Consider the following 26,302-nt stretch of genomic DNA (forward strand, 5'->3'; position numbering starts at 1 on the left):
CAGACCGCCAATGCCACATGAGATTACCGCAGGGCCACCCTGCTGCAGAACCACGGCAGCAAAGCCGCGTTCAATCCAGGCGCTTTAAGCCTGCTTGAAAGCGCCTGGCGTTGTCCACGTAGTGTTTGGCGCTTTGCATCAAGCCATCCATTTGCTCGGGAGTGAGTTGTTTGACCACCTTGGCTGGACTACCCAAAATCATGCTGCCGTCGGGAAACGTTTTACCCTCAGTCACCAATGAGCCTGCGCCCACCAAGCAACCTTTACCGATCGTGGCGCCATTGAGTACCACAGCGCCGATACCAATCAGCGAGCCGTCGCCCACGGTGCAACCGTGCAACATCACCTGGTGACCAACAGTGACGTTGTCACCAATATGCAAGGGCATGCCTACGTCGGCGTGCAACACGCTGGCGTCTTGGATATTGCTGTTTTCACCAATGTGAATGGAGGAGGTGTCACCCCGCACCACCGCGCCAAACCACACGCTGGCGTTGGCTTTCATGGTGACGTTGCCCATGACCTGAGCGCCCTCAGCCACCCAGGCGCTGGGGTCAATATTGGGTATGTCGTTGTCTAGCTGATAAATCGCCATGGCGAACTCCTGGTAGGTTGTGCTGCGGTATTGCGCTGGGCTGGCTTATTACAATCAAAGCCATGCAGCCTAGCCCAAACCCTCGCGAGCTGGCGTTAAGCGCCTTGCAACTAGACCAACCCGCAGCCAAAATCGAGGCCGTGGCTGCATTATGGCAATGCGCGCAAACCTATGACTGGACGCATGCGACAGTGCAACAAACACTGACTTGCGACACGCCACTGCCCGGTCGCCCAGAGCGCCCCGCGCTGGTACACCCCGGGCAAGTGCCCACACGATCGGTACACACATTACTAGGGCGCGCGGCCTTGGTACACGCAATTTGCCACATTGAGTTCAACGCCATCAACCTGGCCCTTGATGCGGTATGGCGCTACAGCGGCATGCCAACACAGTTTTACCTGGACTGGCTGCGCGTGGCTTATGAAGAGTCCACCCACTTTGACATGCTGCAAACCCACCTCAAAGGTCTGCAACCAGAGCAGCCATGGCAATACGGCAGCTTTGATGCCCACGATGGCCTATGGGCCATGTGCGAAAAGACAGCCCACGACATCACCGCACGCATGGCCTTGGTACCCCGCACCCTGGAGGCCAGAGGCTTGGACGCCACCCCACTGATCCAGGACAAACTGCGCAAAGTGGGCACACCCGACGCGCTTCAAACAGTCGCCATACTGGACGTTATTGTGCGAGAAGAAGTGGGCCACGTCGCTATTGGCAACCACTGGTACAAACACTTGTGCAAAGCACAACAACGCGACCAAGTAGCCTATTACGGCGAACTGGTCGCGCGTTTTGACGCGCCCAAACTGAAGCCGCCCTTCAACAACGAAGCCAGACGTGCTGCGGGCTTCAATGAGGCAGAGCTGGCCTACCTGCTGGCCTGATCTGGTGTCCACGGTGGCGCTGTGCCCGGCGTTGCTGCACTGGCAACGCTCAATACACTCAGGCACCACCACGCGGGTGGTGCACCGCATGCAGCTGACGCAAGCGTTCACGCGCTACGTGGGTGTAAATGGTGGTGGTGGATATATCAGCATGCCCCAACAGCAACTGCACGGCGCGCAGGTCCGCGCCGTGGTTTAGCAAGTGCGTCGCAAAGGCGTGGCGCAGTGTGTGTGGTGACAACGCGCTGTGAATGCCGGCCAGGGCGGCGTATTTTTTCACCAGGTTCCAGAACATCACCCGACTCATGCCGCGGCCCAGACGGGTCACAAACAAGTCGTCACTTTGCTGACCTTGAAGCAGCTCACCGCGTGCACCGGCCAAATACGCGCCTATCCAATGGTGGGCGGCCATGCCAAAAGGTACCAAGCGCTCTTTGCTGCCTTTGCCCATGACCTTCAACACCTGCTCAGAGCTGCTCAGTTGAAACACTTTGATGTCTACCAGCTCGCTGACGCGCAGGCCGCTGGCGTACATCAGCTCCAACATCGCACGGTCGCGCAGGCCCAAAGCGGTTTCGGTGTTGGGCGCTGCCAGCAAGGCGTCCACTTGCGCCTCTGTCAGGGTTTTAGGCAAGCGCGGGCCTTGCTTGGCTGCTTGCAGTTGCAAGGTGGGGTCTGCACTGAGCAAGCACTCGCGCAAGGCCCATCTGAAAAACCGCTTGAAGACGCTTAACCGTCTATTGGCCGTACTGGGCTTGCTCACGCCATGACGCGCTGCACTGTAAGCGCTCAGGTGGTGGCCCTTTGTAGCCATCAAGTGCAAGCCCTGGCCCGCCAACCACGCTGCCAAAGCACCCAAGTCAGCGCGGTAGCTGGCCAATGTGTTTTTGGCCAAACCGTACTCAAGCCACATGGCGTCTACAAAAGCGTCTATGTGCCCGACAGACTGCTGCAAGGCCTGCGCGTGGGGCATCATGCTGGCAGTGCTGGCATCAGCTGCGGTTGGTTGGGTGGCGCTCATGATCGCAACCATAGCAAATAAACGCCCGCCAAGAAGCGCGCGCGCCAAAGCGCCACCCAAAAGCCGCTATGCTCATAGGCGTGTACTACGCCCAACTACTCATCCCGGATTTCGCCCTCATAGCGTGCGGCTACCTGATTTGCAGATTGACCAAGCTCAACAGCACGGTGTGGGCACAGGTCAACGCCTTGGTCTATTTCTTTTTGTTTCCGGTGTTGCTGTTTCAAAGCATTACCCGCTATCCCCTGGATGTGGGTAGCGCGTCGCAGTTTATGCTGGCGGGCCTGAGCTTGGCCTTGTGCGGCATTGCACTGGCTTACTCGGTGGCCAAATGGCCTATCGTCAACCGCTACTTTGACACGCGTGACCACGCTGCCAGTGCGCAAATTGCGTTTCGGTTCAACTCTTTCATTGCACTCGCCATCACCCAAAAGGTCGTAGGCGACTCTGGCTTGCTGCTGGTGGCGGTACTGATAGGTATTTGTGTGCCGCTGTACAACATTGGTGCGGTGTGGCCCATGGCCAAACACGGGCAAAAAGGCTTGGGCAAGGAGTTGGTAGAAAACCCACTCATTTGGGCCACCTTTGTGGGCTTGGCCGCCAACTTTGCAGGCTTTCAAATGCCCACATGGCTAGAACCCACATTCTCAAGGCTAGGACAAACCGGCTTGGTGCTCGGTTTGATGGCTGCAGGCGCTGGCATGCAGTTGTCCGCTTTGCCTAGGGCCAAGGTCTTGGCTGCGGCTGTACTGGGTATCAAGCACCTGGCGCTGCCTGTGTTGGCGTGGCTGATCGCCAAAGCGCTACGCCTAGACGCTTCGCAAACCGCTGTACTGCTGATTTTTGCAGCCATGCCCACCGCCTCCAGCAGCTATGTGTTGGCCGCGCGCATGGGCTTTAACGGCCCCTACGTGGCCAGCCTGGTCACTTTGTCCACCGTACTGGCCATGTTTAGCCTGCCTTTTGCACTGGGCGTGCTGGGCGGCTTGCACCCCAGTGGTGGCTAGGCCGACTGCCTGCCACTCACTGGCTGATCAACAGCGCAATGCGCTGCCGACTGTGCTGCGCGAGCAGCTGGTCACCGGCCTCATCGGCGAGATTGGCCTGAACCTTTAACCACGCCAGCAGCGGCTTGCGCCAGCCCTGCGCAGAGGCCATGTCAACAGCCTGCATGGCGACAGCCAGCGACACACGCTGATGTTGCTGGGCAATCCCACAAGCCAGCAAAGCGCTTAGCAACTGCGCATCGGGTTGCTGCGCAGCTTGTACCAACTCGGCAACTACGCTGGCCACATCGCCACCAGTGCCAATGGCCAGCGCTACTGGCTGCTGTGCCTTGGGCAGCAGCGCGCGCTGCTCATCGCTGGGTAGCCGGCCATTCAGATAGTCCCGGTACACCAGCTGCGCCTGGCTCATGGCCGAGGGGTCAATAGACGGGGCGCACAACACACGCTCCAGGCTTGCAGCCCGCACCGCACACTGCAACAACTCAAGATTGGCCACAGCCTTCAAGTTGGCCGTGCTGCCCAAGGCACTGCGCGCACGCTCAAACTCAAGGCGCGCTACAGGCAACATACCCACCAGATAAGCCTGCACGCCACGCATTGCCGACTGCACGGAAGTACCCTGCCACTGCGGTGCCGGTGTCTGGGCGCAGCCCAGCAAGGCTGCTGCGCCCAGGCCCAGCAGGCCTATTTGCAACACGCGTTTGGCACGCAAGCCCATGGCAATCAGTGCGTTATTGGTGGAATAGGCGTATGTCATGTGGCTATCAATCAGAATCAGACAAAACAATCAGGGTAACTGTACAGGCTGCGGCGCAGTGCCAAGCGGCCACGTGCTTTGCAGCGTAGTCATCAGGCCGTTGACTTGGCGCAGACTACCCTCTACTTCGGTGCGCAAACCGACCAGGTCAACACTGGCTTCTTTGGCCGACGCGCTGATGGCTTGCGCGTCTTGCAGCACGCCATCAACCCGCTGCAAGCTGGCGCGCACTTCTTTGAGCATCTGCGTGGTTTGCGCCAGTGTTTGCTCAGCCTGGGCCAAGGCTTGCGTGCCCTGTGGCACCAAACCACCGCGGCCAAACACCTGACGGTCTGCATGGCGGGCCACGCTGTCCACACTGCCCATCAGCTGTTGCGTCTGCGCAAGCAGTTTGATGACGTTTGCGCGATCGGCCTCGTTGCCCATCATCACGCCCAGTGCGCCTTGCTCACCTGCAGTTTTGGCGACCAGGCCGCGCAACTCGTCTATCAAATCCTTGGCCGCTGCGGCAATAAACGGTATTTGCGCGGTGGCGTCACCGCGCAGCAGCGTGCGCTGGGCGTTGTCCGGCAATGGGTCATCCTCGAGCACACCGGTATATGCCTTTATTTTGCTGCCGCCTACCAAGCCCCGCTCAAGGGTGAATACGCTGGAGGCTCTTAACCATTTGGCATTCGACGTGGGTATGTCTATGTCCAGGCGCGCATTGCCGTCGTCCCCCAGACTGATGCGCGTGACACGCCCCAGCTCAAAGCCAGCAAATGTCATGTTCATGCCCACAGATACGCCCTCAGCATCGTCGGTGAACAGCACCAGGCGCTGTGTTTGCTCAAACACACCTCTGGCATACAGGATGTAGGTTGTGCTGCCAATCAGCAGCACGGCCAACACCAGCAGCAACACAAATGCTTTAAGGCGCAACAACGGCGTAACCTCGGCGCTGGGGACGTTGGTTGGGGTGGTCTCAGACATATATGTGAACAGGTAAGCTAGTAATAATTGCCTAGCAACGACAACAACTCTATCAGCAACAGCAGCGCCACCAGTCTGGCAAACACGCCCAGATCTGACCGCTGGGTTTGATGCATCAACACAGCACCCAACGGCACCACGGCCACCGCCACCGCAGAGCAAACGGTTTTGACCACCAGCACCAGCATGACAGTAGGCGTAACAATTTGTGCCATCAGCGCATTGAACGAGGCCAGCCCCCAAAACGACAAGCCGTAAACAGATACATAGGCAATCACACTGGCCATCACGGCGCTGGACAAAGCCAGCAACAGCACGGCAAACACAGAGGCGATGCTGCAAGAGGCCAGGTCCTGGGCCGTCTTGCGCCCAGGATGGCGAGCCCAGGCATTGGCGGCTGGCAAGCTGTATCGCAAGGCCACAAAGCCAGCGGCCACCAACGGCAGCAACTCCAACACCAAGGTCCGAATCAGCAAGTTAAGCGCAAACTGCGACACCCCCAGCTCATCCGCAGCGGCCAGCACAATGCGCACCAAAACAACGCTCATCAGCGCACTGAACACCATAAAACCGGGCACCAGCACCGCGCTTGCGCTGACAATTTGCTGCATCACTTGCAAACCAGCGCTACGGGTATAGCTGCGTGCAGACAACATCACCACCGTCAACTGCGCCGCAAAAGCCCAGAATAAAAAGGCTTGGCGAAGCCAGGCAGCCAACTGCGCCCACAAACCCAGGGCACTGGCTGTTGGTGGTGCGTCAGAAAAAAAGGCCTTGGTGGCGTGGCTGGGCTTGTTAGTCACAGGGCTATGCATGCTGCTGTAATGCCCACGCAACGTGCTCTCGCACCGCTGCATGTGGGTGGTTGGTGTGTTGGCGCAACCCTACCTGCAAGGCTGCTGCCGTGTCATTGTCTGTGCCGGGCTGTGCCAACGCGTTGCCCATGGCAGTGGCCAAATTGCGCAGCCAGCGCGCATGGCCAATGCGCCTGATGGCAGAGCCCTCGGTCTTGCGCAAAAACGTAGCCTCGTCCCAAGCCCACAATTGCAACAAATCGGATGCGGCCAGCTCTGCACGGGCATCAAAGTCAGGCACGCTTGCACGCTGCGCGTACTTGTTCCACGGACAAATCAGTTGACAGTCGTCGCAGCCGTAAATGCGGTTACCCATAGCGCGCCGCAGCGGCTCATCAATGGCGTCCTCATGCTCAATGGTGAGGTAAGAAATACACTTGCGCGCATCCAGTTTGTAAGAAGCCACTATCGCTTGGGTTGGGCATACGTCCAGGCACGCGGTGCATTGGCCGCAGTGGTCTGACACAGGCTGCGTCAATGGCAATGCGGCATCAATAAAAATCTCACCCAAAAAAAACATAGAGCCCGCCTCACGGCTGAGCACCAGGGTGTGCTTGCCACGCCAGCCCTGCCCGCTTTGGGTGGCCAGCTCGGCCTCCAGCACAGGTGCAGAGTCGGTGAATACACGGTGACCCATTGAACCTACATGCGCTTGCAACTGGTCAGCCAAGCGCTGCAAGCGGCCACGCAATACCTTGTGGTAGTCGCGCCCCAGGGCATAGCGCGACACATAGGCCTGCCCTGCCTGGTCCATTTGGGCCCAAGCCACGCTGCGCCAGTCTGCGTCGGGCGGCTCACCCAAGCTGGGCAAATAATTCATGCGCGCCGTGATCACCCGCACGGTACCTGGCACCAACTCATGTGGGCGCGCGCGCATCAGCCTGTGCTTGGCCATATAGTGCATGCTGCCGTTAAAGCCCGCTTCCAGCCAGGCGCTTAAGCCCGACTCGGCGTGGCTTAAGTCCACATCGGCAATGCCAATCTGGGAAAACCCCAAAGCCTGCCCCCATATGTTGAGTTGTTCAACAATGTCGTTGGTCCAATGTGTGGGCTGCATTTGCATGGTCAAATTGTAGGTATATGTCAGACACCATTTCTGCCCAACTGCCGCCAGTGCACAAAACGTTGTGGAACACCGAGGCCGACACGGCCGGCTTTGCGCAGCAACTGGCGCAAAGCCCCGCCTTGGCCAACGCCACCATCACCCTTGAGGGCGACTTGGGCGCGGGCAAAACCACGTTTGTGCGCCACTTGCTGGGGGCCCTGGGCGTATCCGGGCGCATCAAAAGCCCCACTTACGCCATTGTTGAGCCACACACTGGCCTGCTAATCGCCCAGGCACTGGCCATTGCCCACTTTGACTTTTACCGCTTTGAAGACGAACGTGAATGGGAGGACGCTGGGTTCAGAGACCAATTTGCAGCCACCGGCCTCAAACTCGTAGAGTGGCCTACGCGTGTGAGACACTTGATGCCCATGGCAGACATGCATATGCACATCACTTGGCAAGGCCTCAACGGACCGGTCTGCGACACGCTGGAGCAGCGTGTGGTGACGCTCACCGCGCTGAGCGCTTGCGGCGCACAACTGCTGCAACAGGTGGCACGCGCATGAAACGCCGCGAACTGTTGCGCGCGGGCCTGGGCGCCAGCACCCTGTTGCTCACACTCACCAAAGCCGACATTGCTTGGGGCGCCAACATTGTGGCCGTGCGCATGTGGCCCTCGCCCGACTACAGCCGCGTCACCATCGAGTCTGACCAAGCGCTCAGCTACAGCCAGACCTTTGTGGCAGACCCGCCCCGCCTGGCCGTGGACATCAAAGGCATGGCCTTGATGCCAGAGCTCAAGGAGCTGGTGAGCAAAGTCGTGCCAGACGACCCCAATATTGCGGGTGTGCGCGTAGGCCAGTTTGCACCCGATGTGGTGCGTTTGGTGCTGGATCTAAAGCAAGCCGTATTGCCTCAGGTGTTCACACTCAAGCCCATCGCGCCCTACCAAAACCGCCTGGTCTTTGACCTATACCCCATTGCTGCGCCAGACCCGCTGGCAGACCTCATTGCCCAGCGCATGTCTGACCTGGAAGACCAAGTCGCCAGCACAGATCCGCTGGGTGACTTGTTGGCTCAAAAGGGGGTGACCGCCCCTCAAGCCCCTGGCGCTGCGGGCAAGCCCACCACACCACCCACCGCGGTAGCGACCAAACCCACACCCTCTAAAACACCAGCCAGGCCAGCGGCACAAAAAACAGACCGCATCATTGTTGTCACCCTAGACCCTGGCCATGGTGGTGAAGATCCGGGCGCTGTAGGGCCTAAAGGCACCTACGAAAAAGACGTGGTGCTGCAAATCGCCCTCAAGTTGCGCGACCGCATCAACAAATCCAGTGTCAACGGCAACCCCATGCGCGCCTTCATGACGCGCGACAATGATTATTTTGTGCCGCTGCACAAGCGCGTTGAAAAAGCCAGACGCGTTGACTCTGACTTGATGATCAGCATTCACGCCGACGCCTTCTACACCGCCAGGCCACAAGGTGCCAGCGTGTTCGCCCTCAGTACCAAAGGGGCTACCAGCGCCGCGGCACGATGGATGGCCAAGAAAGAAAATGCTGCAGACCTGGTAGGCGGCATCAACAGCAACAGCGCAGACGCCACAGTCAGCCGTGCCATGCTGGACATGAGCACCACCGCCCAAATCAAAGACAGCATCAAGCTGGGCGCAGAAATGCTGGGCGAGCTGGGCCAAGTGGGCCGGCTGCACAAGCCTCGCGTTGAACAAGCAGGTTTTGCGGTGCTGAAAGCACCTGATATCCCCAGCGTACTGGTTGAGACGGCGTTTATCAGCAACCCTGATGAAGAGCGCCGCCTGCGCAGCAGCGCCTACCAAAACCAACTGGCTGATGCCCTGATGCGCGGCATCAAACGCTACTTTGCCAACAACCCGCCGCTGGCGCGCAGCCGCCAAATTTAGCCCTGGTGGCTTGTGCCGCCACACATGACAGGCCTAGGCCGGGCGCGAGGTTTTCATGGCACCGGCAATCGCAAGAAGCCCCGGTATCAAAATCAAGCCCCAAATAATGAACTCCAGGTTGGCCTTCACCCACGGCAAGTTGCCAAACCAGTAGCCAGCCAGGGTCACGCCGCCCACCCACAGCGACGCACCCAACCCGTTGTAGACAATAAACACGCGCCTGTCCATGTTGGCCACGCCCGCCACAAACGGTGCAAACGTGCGCGCAAACGGCATAAAGCGCGCCAACACAATGGTGATGCCGCCATAACGCTCGTAAAAGGCATGGGCCTTGTCAAAAGCATTGCGATTAAACCAGCGTGAGTTGTCCCACTGAAACACCTTGGGGCCAACGTAACGGCCAATGCTGTAGTTGAGCTGGTCACCCGCAACCGCTGCCACAAACAACAAGCCCATGACCATATACAAGTCAAGACTGCCACGCGCGGCCATGGCCCCCACCACAAACAGCAGGGAGTCGCCGGGCAAAAACGGCATGACCACCAAACCAGTCTCCACAAACACAATGAGAAACAGCAAGCCATACACCCAGGCGCCATAGGTCTCGACAAAGTTGGCCAAGTGCACGTCGATGTTGAGAATGAAGTCAATGAGGGCGAAAAGAATATCCATGGGTACTGATTATCAGCGAGGTTTCGCATCCACTGGCTTGTAACGCTTGCGCGCTGTCCCCGGGCTCACACAGTCCTCACACAGTCCTCACACAGTCTTTAGAATGCCTAGGTGTTTACCGCAAGCCCCAACCCCATCGCCGACCAGCCCAGGCACATACGCGCCCTGCCAGACGAGCTCATCAGCCAAATTGCCGCAGGCGAGGTGGTGGAGCGCCCAGCCTCTGTGGTGCGCGAGCTGGTAGACAACGCCCTGGATGCAGGCGCCACACAAGTCACGGTACGCCTGCAAGCCGGCGGCGTACGCCTGATTGCGGTAGAAGACAATGGCTGCGGCATTGCCAAAGCCCAGCTGCCACTGGCCTTGCAGCGCCATGCCACCAGCAAAATCACCAACCTGAGCGACTTGGAGTCTGTGCAAACAATGGGCTTTAGGGGTGAAGCCCTGGCCGCCATCAACGCCATTGCCCAAGTCAGCGTGCTGACCCGTACCGCAGCAGATGAGCACGCTTGGCTGCTGGACGGCAACAGTGGCGAACTGTCAGCAGCAGCCCGCACACCAGGCACCACCATAGAAGTGCGCGAGCTGTTTTACGCCACACCCGCACGGCGCAAGTTTTTAAAAACCGACGCCACAGAACAAGCCCACTGCATTGAAGCGGTGCGCCGCCACGCACTGGCAAGGCCCTGGGTGAGCTTTGCCATTTGGGCAGACGGCAAGCAGCTGGAGCTGTGGCGCGCCATGCACACAGACGGGCTGGCACCTGACAGCCAAGCCAGCCTGGACCAACGCATTGGTGACATACTGGGCCACAGCTTTTTGGACAACAGCTTGGCGCTGGACCTGCGCTTTAGCACAGACGATGGCGACATGCGCCTGCGCGGGCGCGCAGGCCTGCCCGATGCGGCACGCGCCAGAGGCGACCAACAGTTTGCTTACGTCAACGGCCGCTTTGTGCGCGACAAGGTCATAGGCCATGCCGCGCGCAGTGCCTACGCAGACGTACTGCATGGCCAGCGCCAGCCCGTCTATGTGTTGTACATAGACATGGCCGCTACCCGCGTAGACGTCAACGTACACCCCACCAAAATTGAGGTGCGCTTCAGAGACGGGCGCGCCGTACACCAGCTAGTGGCGCGCGGCATCAGCCAAGCCTTGGCCGCACCACGCGCTGGACAGGCGGGGCGAGCGCTGCCACCAAGCCCAGAGCTGGCCACACCGCAAGCCGCTTGGCAAGCGCCGCCTTCAGATTCATCAGGCGCATCAGGTGCATCGAGCATGCCCCTGGCCACCAGCGGACAAAACCCCTTGCCTTGGCGCGTGCCGGGTGCCATAAGCCACTGGGACACCCCCAAACAAAACCACCAAGATGCGCAACACGCGGCGCAAGAAGCCGCTGCCTTGTGGCAAGTCGGCCAACCGCCTACAGCCGGCACCGAACTACCCACAGGCGAATGGCCCCTGGGCAGCGCGGTGGCCCAAATACACGGCGTGTACATATTGGCGCAAAACGCCAACGGTCTGGTCGTGGTCGACATGCACGCCGCCCACGAGCGCATTGTGTACGAGCGGCTAAAGGCCCAGCTGGGCGACGGTTTGAGTCAACGGGTCAGCAGCCAGCCGCTGCTGATTCCCGCCAGCTTTGCCGCTACGCCTTTGGAGATCAGCACAGCGCAAGCACATGAGCAAACGCTTGGCACGCTGGGCCTGGCCGTTGAGCCACTCACCGCCAAGACCTTGGCCGTACGCGCAGTGCCCACCGCGCTGGCGCAAGGCGACGCGGTGGCCTTGGCCAGAAGCGTACTGGCCGAGTTGCAACAACACGAGGCCAGCACCGTCATTGCCCGCGCCCACAACGAGCTACTGGGCACCATGGCCTGCCACGGCGCCGTGCGCGCCAACCGCACACTCACCATCGCAGAGATGAACGCCTTGCTGCGCCAAATGGAAGTGACAGAGCGCTCAGACCAGTGCAACCACGGCCGCCCAACCTGGCAACAGCTCACCATGAAAGACCTGGACCGCCTGTTTTTGCGCGGCCGCTAAGACCCAACCGCCATGTCCAACTACATCTCAAGCGCGCAAGCGCCCAGCGCAGCGATGTCGCCCCACTTGGTCGTGGTGTTGCTGGCCTTGCTGATGGGCATTCAACCGGTTACGACAGACTTGTACTTGCCCGCACTCACCCTGATGCGCAGCGACCTCAGCGCCAGCATGATGCAGGTGCAGCTCACGCTCACGGCCTTGTCCTTGTCGTTTGGTTTGTCGCAATTGGTGTGGGGCCCCATATCTGACCGCTTTGGCCGACGCCCTGTTTTACTCATAGGCCTTAGCGCCTACAGCCTAGCCGCTACAGCCAGCGTGTTTGCGCCGCACATAGAGGCGCTGATTGTGTGCCGCGTGGTGCAAGGCGCCGCCATGGGTGCGTCTGTCATGGGCGCGCGTGCCATTGTGCGCGACTTGTACGACCCCACAGAAGGCGCACGCATGATGAGCAAAGGCTTGAGCGGCCTGGGCGTCATCGCCTGCCTCAGCGCACCTGTTGGCGGCTTGCTCACACAGTTTTGGGGTTGGCGTGTGGTGTTGCTGGCTGTGGCCTTGTTTGGCACAGTGGCGCTGCTGCTCATTGCCAGGCGCTTCAAGGAAAGCAACCTGCACCTCAACCCATTGGCGCTAAAGACCAGCACACTCATCAACAACTGGAAGCTGGTGGCCAGCCACCCCACGTTTTGGGCGTACACGGCCATTGCAGCGGCGTCATATGGCGGCTTGTTCACCTTTTTAGCCAGCTCGTCGTTTGTATTTATTGGTGTGTTGGGCGTGAGCAAAATAGGCTTTGGTGGACTCATGCTCATGATGACCAGCAGCTACGTGGCCGGCACATTTTTATGCAGACGCCTCATTGCACGCTTTGGCGTCATCCCAACAGTGCGCTTTGGCGGCGCGCTATCCCTGGCCAGCGGCAGTTTGCTGGGTGCATTGTCTTTGCTAACCCAGCCCACGGTCTGGACCACCATAGTGCCGTTTTTGCCCTACATCCTGGCCCACGGCATACACAACCCCTGCGGCCAGTCAGGCTCTGTGTCGCCCTTTCCCAAAATGGCAGGCGCAGCATCTGCGCTAAACGGCTTCATCACCATGGCCGTGGCGTTTTGCGTAGGCACCTGGATGGGGTTTCAACCCATTGACACCGTCTACCCACTAACCTTGGGTATCTGGTTTTGGAGCGTATGCTTGGCCTTTGCCGCTTGGGCACTGGTGGGGCGTTACGGCGACCTGGCAAAGCCGCCACAAAAAGCATGAACGGGCAAACCACCTCAAGCAACGCCCTGGTGCTAGCTGGCCCAACGGCTTGCGGCAAAACCGCTGCGGCTTTGGCCGTTGCTCAACGCTGGCCCATTGAAATCATCAGCGTGGACTCAGCCTTGGTGTACCAGGGCATGGACATTGGCACGGCCAAACCTACGGCGCAAGAGCAAGCCGCAGTGCCTCACCACTTGATAGACATTGTGTCGCCCACCAGCAGTTACAGCACCGCTGCTTTTGTGCAAGACGCCACGCAACTGATTGGCGACATCAACGCGCGCGGCAACAAGGCCTTGCTGGTCGGCGGCACCATGCTGTACGTCAAGGCCTTGCTGCAAGGCATAGACGCAATGCCACCGGCCAACCCGCAAGTGCGCAACGCATTGGAAGCCCAGGCCCAAGCCATAGGCTGGCCTGCCATGCACCAGCGGCTCAGTTTGGTTGACCCGGTCACGGCGCAGCGACTTGCACCCAACGACAGCCAGCGCGTGCAACGTGCCTTGGAAGTGTTTGAGGTCAGCGGCAAACCCTTGTCCCAGTGGCACACGCAACAAGACGACAGCAAAGGCCTCAACATCACACTGTTGTCGCTAGAACCCACCGACAGAGCCTGGTTGCACCAACGCATCAACCAACGCTTTGAAGCCATGCTGGACCTCGGCTTTGAAGCCGAGATGCTGACGCTGTTTGAGCGCGGCGACCTCAACGCCAGCATGCCCAGCATGCGCTGCGTAGGCTACCGCCAAGCCTGGGAGCTGCTAACGCTGCTAGGCCACCTGGACGGCCCCGCCAAACCCATATGGATAGAACGCGCATCAGCCGCCACACGCCAACTGGCCAAACGCCAAATCACGTGGCTGCGCGGCATGACCAAACGCCAGGTGATCGCAGCAAACGCCAATAACCCCATACAAGCAGTGATAGACACGGTAGCCAGATACTGGGACTGACAAGCCTGCCTCCAGAAATCCATCGTCGCACACCACAACACCACTTAAAGCGAAGAGCATCAGCCACACCATGTCCAAAGGCCTACAACTGCGCCAAGTATGCAAGCACTATGAGCTGGCGGGCGGTCAGCGCCATCAAGTGCTAGACAACGTCAACTTGAACGTGGCGCCAGGCGAGTTTGTGGCCATCATGGGCGCGTCTGGCGTGGGCAAATCGACGCTGCTCAATTGCATGGCCGCACTGGACAACTGGGACAGCGGCGAGATCAGCCTCAATGGCTACAACCTCAGCCAGCAAAACGCCACCCAGCGGGCTGCCTGGCGCGCGCAACAAGTGGGCTTTGTGTTTCAGGCCTTTCATGTGTTGCCGCACCTGGACGTGGCACAAAACGTAGGCTTGCCGCTGATGCTCAACGGCGTAGACACCGCCCAGCGCAACACACGCGTGCAAGACGCACTGGCAGCCACTGGCTTGGCAGACTGTGGCACACGCCTGCCGCAGCAACTCTCTGGCGGACAACTGCAACGCGTCGCCATTGCGCGTGCCGTGGTGCACGCACCCGCCTTGCTATTGGCCGACGAGCCCACAGGCAACCTGGACCCCGACATGGGTGAACAAATCCTGGAGGTGCTTGTCAAAACGGCGCAGCAAACAGGGGCCAGCCTGGTGCTGGTAACGCACTCTCAACACGCCGCCGCGCGTGCACAACGCCAGCTGCGCCTCAGCAGCCGGGGCTTGCACCCCGCCTAGCTACCACAGCTGCGTCAAGCCACCACGTTCAAGCCGCCAGGCCGCACCCGCCATGGCTTTGGCCTCGGCCTCGTCGTGCGTGACCAACAACACCTGGGTGTTGGCAGCAGCAACGCGCTGGGCAAACTCTTGGCGCATCATGTTGCGCAAATCTGCGTCCAGGGCAGAAAACGGCTCATCAAGCAGCAACAGCCTGGGCTTGATGATGAGCGCGCGCGCCAAGGCCACGCGCTGCTGCTCACCACCTGACAAGGCTGTAGTGCTTTGTGTGGCCTTGTGCGCCAAACCAAACGAGGCCAGCAAGGCCACCGCAGCGGCACGCGACGCCGCCTTGGACACGCCCTGCTCCACCAAACCAAAGCCCACGTTGTCTTGCACTGTGAGGTGCGCAAACAAGGCAAAGTCCTGAAACATCAAGGCAAAGCGGCGCTGCTCTGGTGGCGTGTGCGTGATGTCTGCGCCACCAAACAGCACCTGCCCGCTGTCTGCTGCCTCCAGGCCAGCCACCATGCGCAGCAGCGTTGTCTTGCCCGTACCAGATGGCCCCAGCAACGCCACCGTGTGTTGGCCAACAGGCCACTGCCAATTGAGTGCGCGCGCAACAGGCCACGCTTGACCCACTGCGTCGTGGTATTGCTTGGACAAATTCACCAACTCAAGCACGGCTTTCTCCTGAATGTCTGGGCTCTATCAGTACAAACACCGCCACAGTCAAGACCAACAACATGGCAGACAACACCCACGCTTGCTCCAGCTGCAGCGCACCTGGCCTGCCCAAGTGTTGATAAATGTAAGTGGTGAGTGTGGTCCATTCGGGGCGGTTTAAAAACAAACTCACCGCAAACTCACCCAGCATGCTGGCCATGGCAAACGCCATGCCTCTGCGCACCGCAGGCAGTACCAGCGGCCAACACACGCGCCACCACGCCCGCGCTGGCGTCGCACCCAGACTGCGCGCGGCCTGCACCCAAGATGGCGGCAAGGCATCCAGTGCGCTGGCCACAGGCTGACTGACCAGCGGAATGGCCAACAAGGTATAGGCCGCTACCAGCAAACCCCATTGGTCCAACCACTGCGGCACCAGCAACAACAAACCAAAGGCCACCATGATGGGCGAGACCATCAGCGGCAACATGCCCCACAGTCGCCACCACCACAACCTGGCACCACAGGCAGCGTGCATCACACCCAGCACCGTGGCACACAGCAAGGCGGCCACGCTAAAGCGCAAGGTGTTGGCTACCGCCTGCCATGTATCGGCCATCAACAACACAGACCACGCCGCGCTTGAGGCGCTGCCAGCCTTCACCACAATGGCCACCAAGGGCGCAAAGCTGACCAAAACGCACACCAGCCACATGACCAACAACATGGCCACATCGGCCGGTGACGACCAAACCGTGGCGCGCCTGGCCACCACCTGCGCCAGGCGTGGCTGGCTGCTGCGCAACTGCAGCCTGGCGTAGGCTACGACCAGCACGCCAGTCATCAAAAGCATCCACAGCGCCAACTGGCTGGCCAACACCAGCTCCAACTCGTAGGCCACCAGGGTATACACCACTACTTCTGCGGTGGCATAAGCCTGCCCACCCAGCAACAGCGCCAAGCCAAAACCACCCAGGCAATACAACAACACCAGACACGCTGCGCTGTATATGTGTGGCGCGGCATTGGGCAGCTCTATGCGCCAAAACGCCCGCCACGCTGTAGCCCCCAAGCTGCGCGCTGCGGCCAGGCGTGTGGCACTTTGACTGGCAAAGCCATACACCGCTGCGCGAATCATCACGCACAGGTTAAAAAACAAATTGCCCGCGATCAGAAGCCAGGGCGAATCAGCGTCCTGGCCTGCGCTGTAAACATGCGCGCCCACCACACCGTTGGGCCCCCACCATGCCAGCACCCCCATGGCCGCCACCAGTGTGGGCACCACAAACGGCAACATCAGCAAACGCAGCAACACAGTGCGGCCCACAAACTCACGCCTGGCAATCACATAGCCGACCGGCACGCCCAGCAAACAGGCCAAGGCCGTGGAGACCACCGCTTGGGTGATAGACCACAGCATGCGGCTACGCATGTAGTCATCAGCCCACAGGCCCAGCCAGCCTTGCCAAAAGCCAAGCGCTGTACCCTCACCCAAAATGTCAGATGCGCCGTACACGCCAAACCACATCAGCTTGAGCATGGGCAACAAGGCCACAGCGGCAATAAACACACCTGGCCATACGCCTACCCACAAGGGGTTGCGAAACGCAAACGCAACAGGTGGCGTGGCAGCTTGTGGCAATTTAGCGCAACACGGTTTGTGTGAACTGGCGAATCCAGGTGCGCGACTGCTCAGCCAACACCGCCTGGTCTATAGCAACCGCATTGGGCTGCTCACCGCTGTGACGCATGACGTCCACACGGGCTACGCCTTGTTGCACAGGCCACATCCACATCTCGGTTTGCAAGGCGGTTTGCACAGGCGCGCTGCGCAAAAACAGCAAGAACTGCTCCGCAGCAGCGGCTTGCTGGCCACCGGCCAAGCGGGCCGCACCCTCAATTTGCACGTACACACCGCCAGCCAAATTGAGGTTGGCAGTGGGTGATGTGTCTACGGGCTTGTCGCTGTAAAACACCTCGGCAGCCGGGCTGGACAGGTAGCTAACCACCATGGGGCGTGTGCCACCGTTTTTGGTGAAGTCTTTGTAATAGGCATCACTCCAGCCGTTGGACACTTTCACACCACCAGCGCGCAACTGCGCCCACCAATCCCACACGCGCTCGCCTTGGGCCTGCACCGTAGCCGCCAAAAACGCAAAACCAGGGCTGCTGGTAGCTGGGTTTTGCACCACCAGCAACTTGGCGTACTCGGGCTTGGCCAGGTCCACCAGGCTTGTGGGCAGCTTCACGTTGTTGGCAGCAAACCAGGCACGGTCCACGTTAATGGTGACATGGCCGTAATCAACAGGCAGCCAATCGTTGGCACTGGCGGCCTGCGGGTCAGCCGCTTGAACCGCCGCGCTCAATGGCAGCTGACGCAAGCTGGCGGGTAATGGCGCCAACACGCCAGCACTGCGTGCGCGCACCAGCATGGCGTTGTCAATGCCAAACACCACATCGCCAATGGGCGTGGCTTTGCTGAGTATGAGTTTGTTGAGCATGGCACCCGCGTCACCCGCCTTGATCACGCACGGTCACGCCGTTGCGCTGCTCAAAGTCAGCCAACAACTCCTTGGGCAAGTTGAATGAGTCATGCGCCACCACGCGCAACTCTGGCTTGTCTGCGGCCAGCGCGGCCAGTGGCAACACCGCCAAAGAGCTCATAGAGGCGCACAGCGCCAACACAGCGCGGCGCGCAAATAACGATTTAGAAACCATGGCAGTTGTCCTTTGTTGACACAAACAAAAAAGCCACGCGCAGTGGCGTGGCTGACAACCGGTTGGCCGTGCAAGGCATCAGATGCACGCACGCCAAAAGGCTTCCATCACACTTCCTACGCTGGCATGATCCAGATCAGGTTCATGGGGACTCTCTCAGCCTATCGGCCACAACTTGCGCTGTGGCAGCAGACACCCCCGGTGAAGGTTGATAGTTTAGCAGGACGGCAGCCCGCGCGCACAAGAGACTTTGCACCTGCGCGTCACGTCTTTTACTTCAGGGCCTCACACTTCAACACCCCTACCTCACCACCCCACACCCGCCCCATCAGGGAAGCCGCCGCATGCACCTCACGTGCCGACGTATAAAACGCCACCTGGCCCGCACCGGCATTGCCACTGAGCTGGCCAACCAATGCCAGCTGGCGCATCAACTGGCGCGCAACCGCCTCGCTGGGTTGCACCAGCGTGACTGCAGGGCCTACCAGCTGTTGTATGAGGCCGCGCAGCACGATGTAGTGGGTGCAGCCCAGCACAATATGGTCTGCACCCTGATCCAGCATGGGCTGCAGCCAGCCATTTAGCAATGCCGCAATGTGCGCTGGCGCTGCATCAGACTCAATGGCGTCTACCAAACCCGGGCAGGCTTGCACCAGCACTTGTACATGCTGGCCATGTGCATCTACCAGCTTGGCCACCGACGCGCTGGCGGCTGTGCGCGCCGTGGCCAGCACGCCCACCACGCCAGTTTTGCTGGCCAGTGCAGCGGGCTTTATGGCGGGCTCTACGCCAATCACGGGCACGGTGCTGTGTGCGCGCAATGTATCCACCGCCAACACGGTAGCGGTGTTGCAGGCGACCACCAAGGCTTTGACAGGCATGGCGCAAAACCACTGGCCAATGCTCAACACGCGTTGCTGCACCGCCTGGGCAGACTTGTCGCCGTAAGGCGCATAGGCGGTGTCGGCCAAGTACACCTTGTGCTCATGCGGCAGCAGCGTCTGTATGGCTTGCAAAATGGGCAGACCACCCACGCCGGAGTCAAATACGCCTATGGGTGATTCACTGTTGGGCATTGCGCTCACGATAAACGGTAGGTTTGCAAGTGAATGCTGGTTTCGGTGCTGCTAATGCCTTTGTCTAGACGCACACGCTCCAGGATGCCAGACAACTCAGACAAGTTGCTGGCGCGCAACTCGGCCAGCAAATCCCAACGCCCATTGGTGTCGTGCAGACTGGCCACGCCTGGCTCGCCCAGCAGGCTGGCGATCACCTTGCGTGTTTCGTTGCCCTCAACCGCAATGCTCATCCAGGCGCGTATGTCGTTGGGCTGGGCGTCTGGGCGCAGGCGCACGGCGTAGCCCACGATGACGCCCTCGTCTTCCAGGCGGGTCATGCGGTTGCTGACCGTGCCGCGTGACACGCCCAACTTGGTGGCCAACTGGGCCACGCTGGCGCGTGCGTTGTGGCGCAACAGGCCAATGAGTTGGTGGTCTATATCGTCCATAAATTGTTCATATTGTCATTTGTTGCTGTCATTTTGCAATATTTTTAGCATATTTCTTGCAATATTGGCGATTTCAATTGCCGCCGCGTGTGGGCACACTGCTGGTACAGAGCCACTGAATGCATTTTTCGGAGACCACCATGCGCGCTGACACCCTCGCCACTGCTCACTTGCCCACCGTCTTTTTAAGCACACAAGACATTGCCGCCGTGGTGCAGGCCCGCGGCTTGGGACCTGTTATTGCGGGCGTGGCCCAATGCATTGAGCAAGACTTTTTGCGCTGGGGCGACTTTGACAAGTCAGCCCGCGTGGCCAACCACTCCAAAGAAGGCGTCATTGAGCTGATGCCCGTGTCTGACGACACCACTTACAGCGTGAAGTACGTCAACGGGCACCCCAACAACCACCGCGTGAATTTACCCACCGTGATGGCGTTTGGCTGGTTGTCACGTGTAGACACTGGTGCGCCCACGCTGGTCAGTGAGCTCACCCTCACCACCGCCATTCGCACCGCCGCCATGTCTGCCTTGGTGGCCAGGCATTTGGCCAGGGCCAACAGCCGCACCATGGCCATTATTGGCAATGGGGCGCAAAGTGAGTTTCAGTGCATGGGCTTTGCCCACATGATGGGTATCACCCACTTTCGCCTGTTTGACGTGGACGCCGCAGCATCAGACAAACTGGCCACGCACCTGCGCGCCGCTGGCCTTGGCGCCACCATATGCGCAGACACGTGGCAGGCTTGCCAAGGCGCAGACATTGTCACCACAGTTACGGCAGACAAAACCAACGCCCTCATTATTCAGCCCGGCATGCTGGGCGCTGGCACGCACTTGAATGCCGTAGGCGGCGACTGCCCAGGCAAAACCGAAATACACCCCGACGTGCTGGCCAGCGGCCCTGTGTTTGTAGAGTTTGAACCACAAACCCGGATAGAGGGCGACACACAGCGCATGGCAGATAACTTCCCAGTGACCGAGCTGTGGCAGGTATTGACTGGCAACGCACTGGGCCGCACCGATGATGCACAAATCACCATTTTTGACTCCGTCGGCTTTGCGCTGGAAGACTACAGCGCCTTGCGCTACATGGGGCAAGCCGCGCTGGACTTGGGGCTAGGCCACCCCTTGGCACTGATACCCGCGTTGGCCAACCCCAAAAACCTGTACGCCTTGTTGGGCCAGCCGGTCGCGGCGCACGCGCCGGCTCAAGTCTTTTAAGATCGACGCCGCCAAACCAAACCACCTCACCACACCAGAGAGCAAACATGATTGCACCCACCTGCCAGGGCGTTAGCCTCATTGGCGCACCCACAGACATTGGCGCAGGCACACGCGGTGCCAGCATGGGCCCAGAGGCTTTGCGCGTGGCGGGCATTGCACAAGCCATTGCCAACTTTGGCATTGACGTGAAAGACACCGGCAACCTCACTGGCCCGCCCAACCCGTTTGCAGACCCGGTCAACGGCTACCGACATTTGAACGAAGTGGCGCAGTGGAACCAAAGCCTGCACAACGCCGTGTTTGCCGAACTACGAGCTCAACGCATGCCTGTGGTACTGGGTGGAGACCACTGTCTGGGCATTGGCTCTATCAGCGCGGTGGCCAAACACTGCCAAGCGGTGGGTAAAAAGCTGCGCGTGCTGTGGCTGGACGCCCACGCAGACTTCAACACCGCAAGCCTCACGCCCAGCGGCAACATACACGGCATGCCTGTAGCCTGCTTGTGCGGTCACGGCCCGGCAGAGCTGGTAGACATGGGCGGCCCAGGCCACAGGCTAAACCCCAAGGACTTGCGGCAAGTGGGCATACGCAGCGTGGACGAAGGCGAAAAGCGCTTGGTGGCCGACATGGGCATTGACGTGTTTGACATGCGCTTTATTGACGAGCACGGCATGCGCCACGCCATGGAAATGGCCTTGGCCTTGGTAGACAAAAACACCCACTTGCACGTGAGCCTGGACGTGGATTTTTTAGACCCCGACATTGCCCCAGGCGTTGGCACAACCGTACGCGGTGGCCCCAACTACCGCGAAGCCCAGCTGTGCATGGAAATGATTGCCGACACCGCGCGCCTTGGCTCGCTGGACATTGTTGAGCTCAACCCCGCATTGGATGTGCGCAACCAAACAGCGGAGCTGGCCGTTGACCTCATAGAGAGCCTGTTTGGCAAAAGCACGCTGATGCGCCAGCGTGACTGAGCGACCTGGATCTACTGGCGCGCGGCAGCCCGTTTAGCGCGCTGCAATGCCGCACTGCCCTTGCAATGAGTAGGGAAACCTAGGGTTAACCCCAGACCTATTAGCCGTAGAATAAGTTTCTTTGTTTACTCCCTTGGAAAAATAATATGTTGAAAAAAACACTGCTACTGGGCGCTGTTGCGCTAAGCCTGTCTGTTGGTGTGGCCGCCAAAGAGTGGAAAGAAATCCGCGTAGCGATTGACCCCACCTACAAGCCCTTCACCTACAAAACCGACGATGGCAAGCCCACCGGATTTGACGTAGACATCGCACAAGCGCTGTGCGACTTGAACAAAGTGAAGTGTGTGTACGTGGAGCAAGTGTGGGACGGCATGATTCCCGGCCTGCAAGCGCGCAAGTACGACGCCATCATCTCGTCTATGTCCATCACACCAGACCGTCAAAAAGTTGTGGCGTTTACGGGCAAGTACTACAACACACCATCACAAATCGTAGTGAAAAACGACATCAAGACAGACGGCTCTGCTGCATCGTTAAAGGGCAAGAAGCTGGGCGTGTTGAAAGGCTCAACCCAGGAAAAGTACGCCAAGGGCGAACTGGCTGGTGCTGGCGTACAAATCATCTCTTACGAAGCGCAAGACCAGGTGTACCTGGACATCAAGGCTGGCCGTTTGGACGGCACCGTGGCTGACGTCATCGAAGTGCAAGGCGGCTTTTTGGACACCGCTGACGGCAAAGACTACGTGTTTGTAGGCAAGCCACTGGGCAACTTCGTGCAGTACTTCGGTGAAGGCGCTGGCATTGCCGTGCGCAAGCAAGACAAAGACTTGCGCGAGATGCTGGACAAGGGCATCACCACACTGCGTGCCAACGGCACATGGAAAGCCATTAACGACAAGTACTTCCCAACGCTCAGCGTATGGGGCGACTAGTAGGCCGCTAAGCACTGCTAGCTGCGATTCTCGCGCCTGACGCGAGGCACCATCTTGGCTTGCCCAGCACATACTGGGCAAGCCAATTTCATATCAAAGCACCTGTTTACCACCTAGCAAACCATGTACGCCGGTTACTTCTACAGCATCCTTGAGGGCTCCTTGTTGTCTATACAAGTGGCCTTGGGTGCTTTGGTGGTCGCCGTTGTTTTAGGCTTGGCAGGCGCTGCCGCCAAACTGTCCAGCCACAAGCCTTTGGTGTGGCTGGGCACCACCTACTCCACCATCATTCGCGGCATACCGGACCTGGTGCTGATGCTGCTGATTTTTTACGGTGGACAAATTGGCCTCAACATCGCCCTGGAGTCTGTGGGCTACACAGACTACGTTGAGATCAACCCCTTCGCCGCAGGCCTGATCACCATTGGCTTTATTTATGGCGCCTACATGACCGAAACCTTTCGCGGCGCCATCATGGCCATACCGCCAGGCCAAGCCGAAGCCGGCGTGGCTTATGGCATGAGCAACACGCGCGTGTTTTTTACCATTGTGTTGCCGCAAATGGTGCGCTTGGCGCTGCCCGGCTTTACCAACAACTGGCTGGTGCTGATCAAGTCCACCGCGCTGGTATCCATACTGGGCTTGCCAGACATGACTTACCTGGCCAAGCAAGCCGGTGCAGCCGCGCGCGGCGAGGTACCCAACGCGGCGCTGTTGTTCATGGCCTTTGCCGCTGCTATTTATCTGGTGTTTACCACGGTGTCCTTGGTGGCGCTGCGCCAACTTGAAAAGCGCTACACCATGGGTGTCAAGCGCGGGGCGGTGTAGCCATGCAATTTGACGTTATCTTCACCCCAGAGGCGCTCACCCTTTATTGGGACGGCCTGCTGGGAACGCTAGAAATACTGGCTACCTGCCTGCTGCTGGGCGGCTTGCTGTCGCTGCCCATGTCGCTGATGCGCGTATCTGTGCACTGGTGGATACGCGGGCCTGTGTGGCTTTTTACCTATGTCCTGCGCGGCACGCCGCTGCTCATTCAGGTCTACCTCATTTACTACGGCATCGCGCAGCTGGATTGGATACAAGCGCGCTGGGACGACGCATGGCCCTGGACTGGCTTTAAAGACCCATTTATATGCGCCGTGATTGCCTTCTCGCTCAACACCTGTGCCTACACCGTGGAAATGCTGGCGGGCGCCATACGCGACACCAACGCCGCAGAGATAGAAGCCGCGCAGGCCATGGGCTTGTCGCGTTGGCAAACACTGCGCCGTATTGTGCTGCCGTCCGCCATGCGCCGCACACTGCCCGCCTACTCCAACGAAGTGATCATGATGCTGCACAGCACCTCGCTGGCCAGTGCAGTGCCTGCCGTGTTTGACATCACCGGTGCGGCACGCAGCATCTACTCGGACTTTTACTTGCCCTTTGAGGCCTTCATCACCGCAGGCCTTATCTACCTGGTGCTCACCTTCACCCTGGTAGGCTTGTTCAAGTTGGCAGAAAACCACTGGCTGGCTTACCTCAAGCCACGCGGGCACTAAAGGCGCGCCATGCACATACAGCAACACAGTCTTGTAAGCCCAGCCACAGGCACGCAGCGCAGTGTGCAAAGCCTGCACTTTGGCACGCCTGGCATGGGCCAAAAAGTATACATACAAGCCAGCTTGCATGCCGACGAGCTGCCAGGCATGTTGGTCGCCCACCACTTGCGCGCACTGTTCACAGCACTGGAAGCCAGCGACCAACTCAATGCTGAAGTGGTGCTGGTACCCATGGCCAATCCCATTGGCCTGGACCAAACCCTGATGTATGCCCAACTAGGGCGCTTTGAGCTGGCCAGCGGCGAAAACTTCAACCGCCATTACCCGGACTTTGCGGCCGCTATTGGCGAGCAAGTCGCCCCGCTACTCACCCAGGACCAAGCCCACAACCGCACACTGATTCGCCAACTGATGCAGCGCTGGCTGGCCGAGCAGCCCATCACCACAGAATTGGCCAGCTTGCGCAACACACTCATGCGCTTGGCCTGCGATGCAGACGTGGTACTGGACTTGCACTGCGACTTTGAAGCCGCCATGCACTTGTACGTAGAGACGCCCTACCTTGAGCAAGCCCAGCCCCTGGCGCAGGCCCTGGGCGCGCGCGCCCTGCTGTGGGCGCAAAGCGACGCAGCCACGCTTTGTTTTGACGAAGCGCTAAGCGGCGTGTGGTGGCGCTTGCGCAAACAGCTACACCAACACCCCATTCCACTGGCTTGCCTGGCCAGCACTGTTGAGCTGCGCGGCCAGGCCGACGTAGGCCATGAGCAAGCCCTCGCTGACGCGCAAGCCATCATCGACTTTCTAAAACACCGTGGCGCTGTCAAGGGCACAGCCAGCTTGCCTGTGGCGCAATGCGAGGCCACACCCTTGGCAGGCTCACAAACCTTGTGCGCCCCTCATGCAGGCGTTATTGCCTACCATGCAGCACCAGGGCAATTACTCAAAACCGGTGACGTGATGGCCGACATTGTGTGCCCGGCAACAGGCCACGTATCAGCCGTATGCGCTGAGGTAGACGGCGTGCTGTACGCCAGACATGTCTTGCGCTGGGCCACCACAGGCATGGACATAGGCAAAATCGCTGGCGCCACCGCCTTTAAAACCGGGCCGCTGCTAAGCGCCTGACAACCAACACACGCACCCACACTTTATGACCCAAGCCACTGCACAACAGCTGATCGTTGCAGACCTGCACAAGCGCTACGGCGACAACGAGGTATTAAAAGGTGTGTCGCTATCGGCCAACGCCGGAGACGTCATCAGCATCATTGGCTCTAGCGGCTCGGGCAAATCTACTTTTTTACGCTGCATCAACTTGCTGGAGCGCCCACACATTGGCAGCATCACCCTCAACGGTGAAGCCCTCAAACTGGCTACCGCCAAAGACGGCATGCTGGACGCCACCGACAAGGCGCAGCTGCAGCAATTCAGGGCCAAACTGGCCATGGTCTTTCAGCACTTTAATTTGTGGGCCCACTTGAACGTGCTGGACAACATCACCGAGGCACCCATTCACGTCCTGGGTTTATCCAAGACTCAGGCGCGCGAGCGCGCCCGCCACTACCTCAACAAAGTAGGCTTGTCGGGTGCAGAAACAAAGTACCCCGCGCACATGTCTGGTGGCCAACAACAACGCGTAGCCATTGCCCGGGCCTTGGCCATGGAGCCCTCAGTCATGCTGTTTGACGAACCCACCTCTGCCTTGGACCCAGAACTGGTGGGCGAAGTACTGCGCGTCATGCGCGGCCTGGCCGATGAAGGCCGCACCATGGTGGTCGTCACCCACGAGATGGGCTTTGCCAAAGAAGTGTCCAACAAAGTGGTGTTTTTGCACCAAGGCCTGGTCGAAGAAAGCGGCGACCCCAAAGTGGTACTCAACCAACCCACAAGCGAACGCCTGCAACAGTTTTTAGCAGGTAGCCTCAAGTAAGCACTGCCATATTGCAACCAGTGCGAGCTGCAGCCTGCGCATAGCCCCAAGCCTGTGCCCCAATGCGCCACGGGTTAGC

Annotated in this window: 28 protein-coding genes and 1 riboswitch; of the genes, 15 read left to right on the top strand and 13 right to left on the bottom strand. The window is 59.5% G+C overall.

Annotation, left to right across the window (positions count from 1 at the left end; genetic code table 11):
• Positions 1 to 70: 70 nt before the first annotated feature.
• Positions 71 to 595, bottom strand: coding sequence for a gamma carbonic anhydrase family protein (locus LN050_05545; GenBank protein UFS57256.1), 525 nt, complete (start codon positions 593 to 595; stop codon positions 71 to 73).
• 62 nt (positions 596 to 657) lie between these two features.
• Here LN050_05545 and LN050_05550 point away from each other — a divergent pair, with 62 nt between their 5' ends.
• Entirely contained in the window at positions 658 to 1,485 is an 828-nt protein-coding gene (locus LN050_05550) for a ferritin-like domain-containing protein (GenBank protein ID UFS57257.1), read from the top strand.
• A gap of 58 nt (positions 1,486 to 1,543) precedes the next feature.
• On the opposite strand, the gene xerD is transcribed toward LN050_05550, so the two are convergent.
• On the bottom strand, positions 1,544 to 2,458 hold the full coding sequence (gene xerD, locus LN050_05555; protein ID UFS57336.1) for a site-specific tyrosine recombinase XerD: 915 nt from the start codon (positions 2,456 to 2,458) through the stop codon (positions 1,544 to 1,546).
• A gap of 116 nt (positions 2,459 to 2,574) precedes the next feature.
• On the opposite strand from xerD, the gene LN050_05560 reads away from it, so the two are divergent.
• Positions 2,575 to 3,513, top strand: a complete 939-nt coding sequence (locus LN050_05560) for an AEC family transporter (protein ID UFS57258.1) — start codon at positions 2,575 to 2,577, stop codon at positions 3,511 to 3,513.
• Positions 3,514 to 3,529: 16 nt separating this feature from the next.
• Here the strand turns inward: LN050_05560 and LN050_05565 are convergent, their stop codons facing one another.
• Genes LN050_05565 through queG form a run of 4 tightly spaced genes read right to left on the bottom strand, consistent with a single transcriptional unit; the run spans position 3,530 to position 7,153 of the window.
• Entirely contained in the window at positions 3,530 to 4,270 is a 741-nt protein-coding gene (locus LN050_05565) for a hypothetical protein (protein ID UFS57259.1), read from the bottom strand.
• A gap of 30 nt (positions 4,271 to 4,300) precedes the next feature.
• Positions 4,301 to 5,242 carry an MlaD family protein gene (locus LN050_05570; protein ID UFS57260.1) on the bottom strand — a complete coding sequence of 314 codons (942 nt, stop codon included), beginning with the start codon at positions 5,240 to 5,242 and terminating at the stop codon, positions 4,301 to 4,303.
• Positions 5,243 to 5,259: 17 nt separating this feature from the next.
• On the bottom strand, positions 5,260 to 6,045 hold the full coding sequence (locus tag LN050_05575) for an ABC transporter permease (GenBank protein ID UFS57261.1): 786 nt from the start codon (positions 6,043 to 6,045) through the stop codon (positions 5,260 to 5,262).
• Positions 6,046 to 6,049: 4 nt separating this feature from the next.
• A complete protein-coding gene (gene queG, locus LN050_05580; protein UFS57337.1) occupies positions 6,050 to 7,153 on the bottom strand; it encodes a tRNA epoxyqueuosine(34) reductase QueG in 1,104 nt (367 codons plus the stop codon).
• 23 nt (positions 7,154 to 7,176) lie between these two features.
• Here queG and tsaE point away from each other — a divergent pair, with 23 nt between their 5' ends.
• The gene (gene tsaE, locus LN050_05585) at positions 7,177 to 7,710 is read left to right on the top strand and encodes a tRNA (adenosine(37)-N6)-threonylcarbamoyltransferase complex ATPase subunit type 1 TsaE (protein ID UFS57262.1); all 534 of its coding nucleotides are present in this window, start codon (positions 7,177 to 7,179) and stop codon (positions 7,708 to 7,710) included.
• A complete protein-coding gene (locus LN050_05590; GenBank protein ID UFS57263.1) occupies positions 7,707 to 9,068 on the top strand; it encodes an N-acetylmuramoyl-L-alanine amidase in 1,362 nt (453 codons plus the stop codon). The genes tsaE and LN050_05590 overlap by 4 nt, the downstream gene beginning before the upstream one ends.
• A gap of 33 nt (positions 9,069 to 9,101) precedes the next feature.
• On the opposite strand, the gene LN050_05595 is transcribed toward LN050_05590, so the two are convergent.
• Positions 9,102 to 9,740 carry a DedA family protein gene (locus LN050_05595; protein ID UFS57264.1) on the bottom strand — a complete coding sequence of 213 codons (639 nt, stop codon included), beginning with the start codon at positions 9,738 to 9,740 and terminating at the stop codon, positions 9,102 to 9,104.
• A gap of 111 nt (positions 9,741 to 9,851) precedes the next feature.
• Between LN050_05595 and mutL the strand changes: the two genes are divergently transcribed.
• The 4 genes from mutL (at position 9,852) to LN050_05615 (ending at position 14,747) form a co-directional block, all read left to right on the top strand.
• Positions 9,852 to 11,786 (top strand): DNA mismatch repair endonuclease MutL, encoded by a 1,935-nt coding sequence (mutL, locus tag LN050_05600; GenBank protein UFS57265.1) that lies wholly within the window; start codon positions 9,852 to 9,854, stop codon positions 11,784 to 11,786.
• A 12-nt stretch (positions 11,787 to 11,798) separates the two neighbouring features.
• Positions 11,799 to 13,043 carry a multidrug effflux MFS transporter gene (locus tag LN050_05605; GenBank protein UFS57266.1) on the top strand — a complete coding sequence of 415 codons (1,245 nt, stop codon included), beginning with the start codon at positions 11,799 to 11,801 and terminating at the stop codon, positions 13,041 to 13,043.
• The gene (gene miaA / locus LN050_05610) at positions 13,040 to 13,996 is read left to right on the top strand and encodes a tRNA (adenosine(37)-N6)-dimethylallyltransferase MiaA (protein UFS57267.1); all 957 of its coding nucleotides are present in this window, start codon (positions 13,040 to 13,042) and stop codon (positions 13,994 to 13,996) included. Before LN050_05605 ends, miaA begins: the two co-directional genes overlap by 4 nt.
• Positions 13,997 to 14,066: 70 nt before the next feature.
• Complete coding sequence (locus LN050_05615; GenBank protein UFS57268.1) at positions 14,067 to 14,747, top strand: ABC transporter ATP-binding protein; 681 nt, start codon at positions 14,067 to 14,069, stop codon at positions 14,745 to 14,747.
• On the opposite strand, the gene LN050_05620 is transcribed toward LN050_05615, so the two are convergent.
• The 6 genes from LN050_05620 to LN050_05645 all read right to left on the bottom strand — a co-directional run bounded on the left by LN050_05620 (position 14,748) and on the right by LN050_05645 (position 19,617).
• Positions 14,748 to 15,410 (bottom strand): ATP-binding cassette domain-containing protein, encoded by a 663-nt coding sequence (locus LN050_05620; protein UFS57269.1) that lies wholly within the window; start codon positions 15,408 to 15,410, stop codon positions 14,748 to 14,750. It lies immediately after the preceding gene.
• Complete coding sequence (locus tag LN050_05625) at positions 15,403 to 17,034, bottom strand: iron ABC transporter permease (GenBank protein ID UFS57270.1); 1,632 nt, start codon at positions 17,032 to 17,034, stop codon at positions 15,403 to 15,405. The genes LN050_05620 and LN050_05625 overlap by 8 nt, the downstream gene beginning before the upstream one ends.
• Before the next feature lies 1 nt (position 17,035).
• Positions 17,036 to 17,920 (bottom strand): thiamine ABC transporter substrate-binding protein, encoded by an 885-nt coding sequence (locus LN050_05630; GenBank protein UFS57271.1) that lies wholly within the window; start codon positions 17,918 to 17,920, stop codon positions 17,036 to 17,038.
• On the bottom strand, positions 17,904 to 18,110 hold the full coding sequence (locus LN050_05635) for a hypothetical protein (GenBank protein ID UFS57272.1): 207 nt from the start codon (positions 18,108 to 18,110) through the stop codon (positions 17,904 to 17,906). Before LN050_05635 ends, LN050_05630 begins: the two co-directional genes overlap by 17 nt.
• Before the next feature lie 95 nt (positions 18,111 to 18,205).
• A riboswitch (TPP riboswitch) is annotated at positions 18,206 to 18,320 on the bottom strand.
• 62 nt (positions 18,321 to 18,382) lie between these two features.
• Entirely contained in the window at positions 18,383 to 19,186 is an 804-nt protein-coding gene (murI, locus tag LN050_05640; GenBank protein ID UFS57273.1) for a glutamate racemase, read from the bottom strand.
• 5 nt (positions 19,187 to 19,191) lie between these two features.
• On the bottom strand, positions 19,192 to 19,617 hold the full coding sequence (locus LN050_05645; protein ID UFS57274.1) for an Lrp/AsnC family transcriptional regulator: 426 nt from the start codon (positions 19,615 to 19,617) through the stop codon (positions 19,192 to 19,194).
• A gap of 140 nt (positions 19,618 to 19,757) precedes the next feature.
• Between LN050_05645 and LN050_05650 the strand changes: the two genes are divergently transcribed.
• From LN050_05650 to LN050_05680, 7 genes are all read left to right on the top strand, one after another.
• Positions 19,758 to 20,837, top strand: coding sequence for an ornithine cyclodeaminase (locus LN050_05650; protein ID UFS57275.1), 1,080 nt, complete (start codon positions 19,758 to 19,760; stop codon positions 20,835 to 20,837).
• Positions 20,838 to 20,884: 47 nt separating this feature from the next.
• Entirely contained in the window at positions 20,885 to 21,817 is a 933-nt protein-coding gene (rocF, locus tag LN050_05655; GenBank protein ID UFS57276.1) for an arginase, read from the top strand.
• Between the two features lie 146 nt (positions 21,818 to 21,963).
• Complete coding sequence (locus LN050_05660; GenBank protein UFS57277.1) at positions 21,964 to 22,749, top strand: transporter substrate-binding domain-containing protein; 786 nt, start codon at positions 21,964 to 21,966, stop codon at positions 22,747 to 22,749.
• Positions 22,750 to 22,872: 123 nt separating this feature from the next.
• Positions 22,873 to 23,577 (top strand): ABC transporter permease subunit, encoded by a 705-nt coding sequence (locus LN050_05665; protein ID UFS57278.1) that lies wholly within the window; start codon positions 22,873 to 22,875, stop codon positions 23,575 to 23,577.
• Positions 23,578 to 23,579: 2 nt separating this feature from the next.
• The gene (locus tag LN050_05670; GenBank protein ID UFS57279.1) at positions 23,580 to 24,293 is read left to right on the top strand and encodes an ABC transporter permease subunit; all 714 of its coding nucleotides are present in this window, start codon (positions 23,580 to 23,582) and stop codon (positions 24,291 to 24,293) included.
• A gap of 9 nt (positions 24,294 to 24,302) precedes the next feature.
• Positions 24,303 to 25,418, top strand: coding sequence for a M14 family metallopeptidase (locus LN050_05675; protein UFS57280.1), 1,116 nt, complete (start codon positions 24,303 to 24,305; stop codon positions 25,416 to 25,418).
• A gap of 25 nt (positions 25,419 to 25,443) precedes the next feature.
• A complete protein-coding gene (locus LN050_05680; GenBank protein UFS57281.1) occupies positions 25,444 to 26,223 on the top strand; it encodes an ATP-binding cassette domain-containing protein in 780 nt (259 codons plus the stop codon).
• The last annotated feature ends 79 nt before the right edge of the window (positions 26,224 to 26,302 follow it).

This window comes from Comamonadaceae bacterium M7527 (genome assembly GCA_021044545.1).
Taxonomy (GTDB): Bacteria; Pseudomonadota; Gammaproteobacteria; order Burkholderiales; family Burkholderiaceae_C; genus RS62.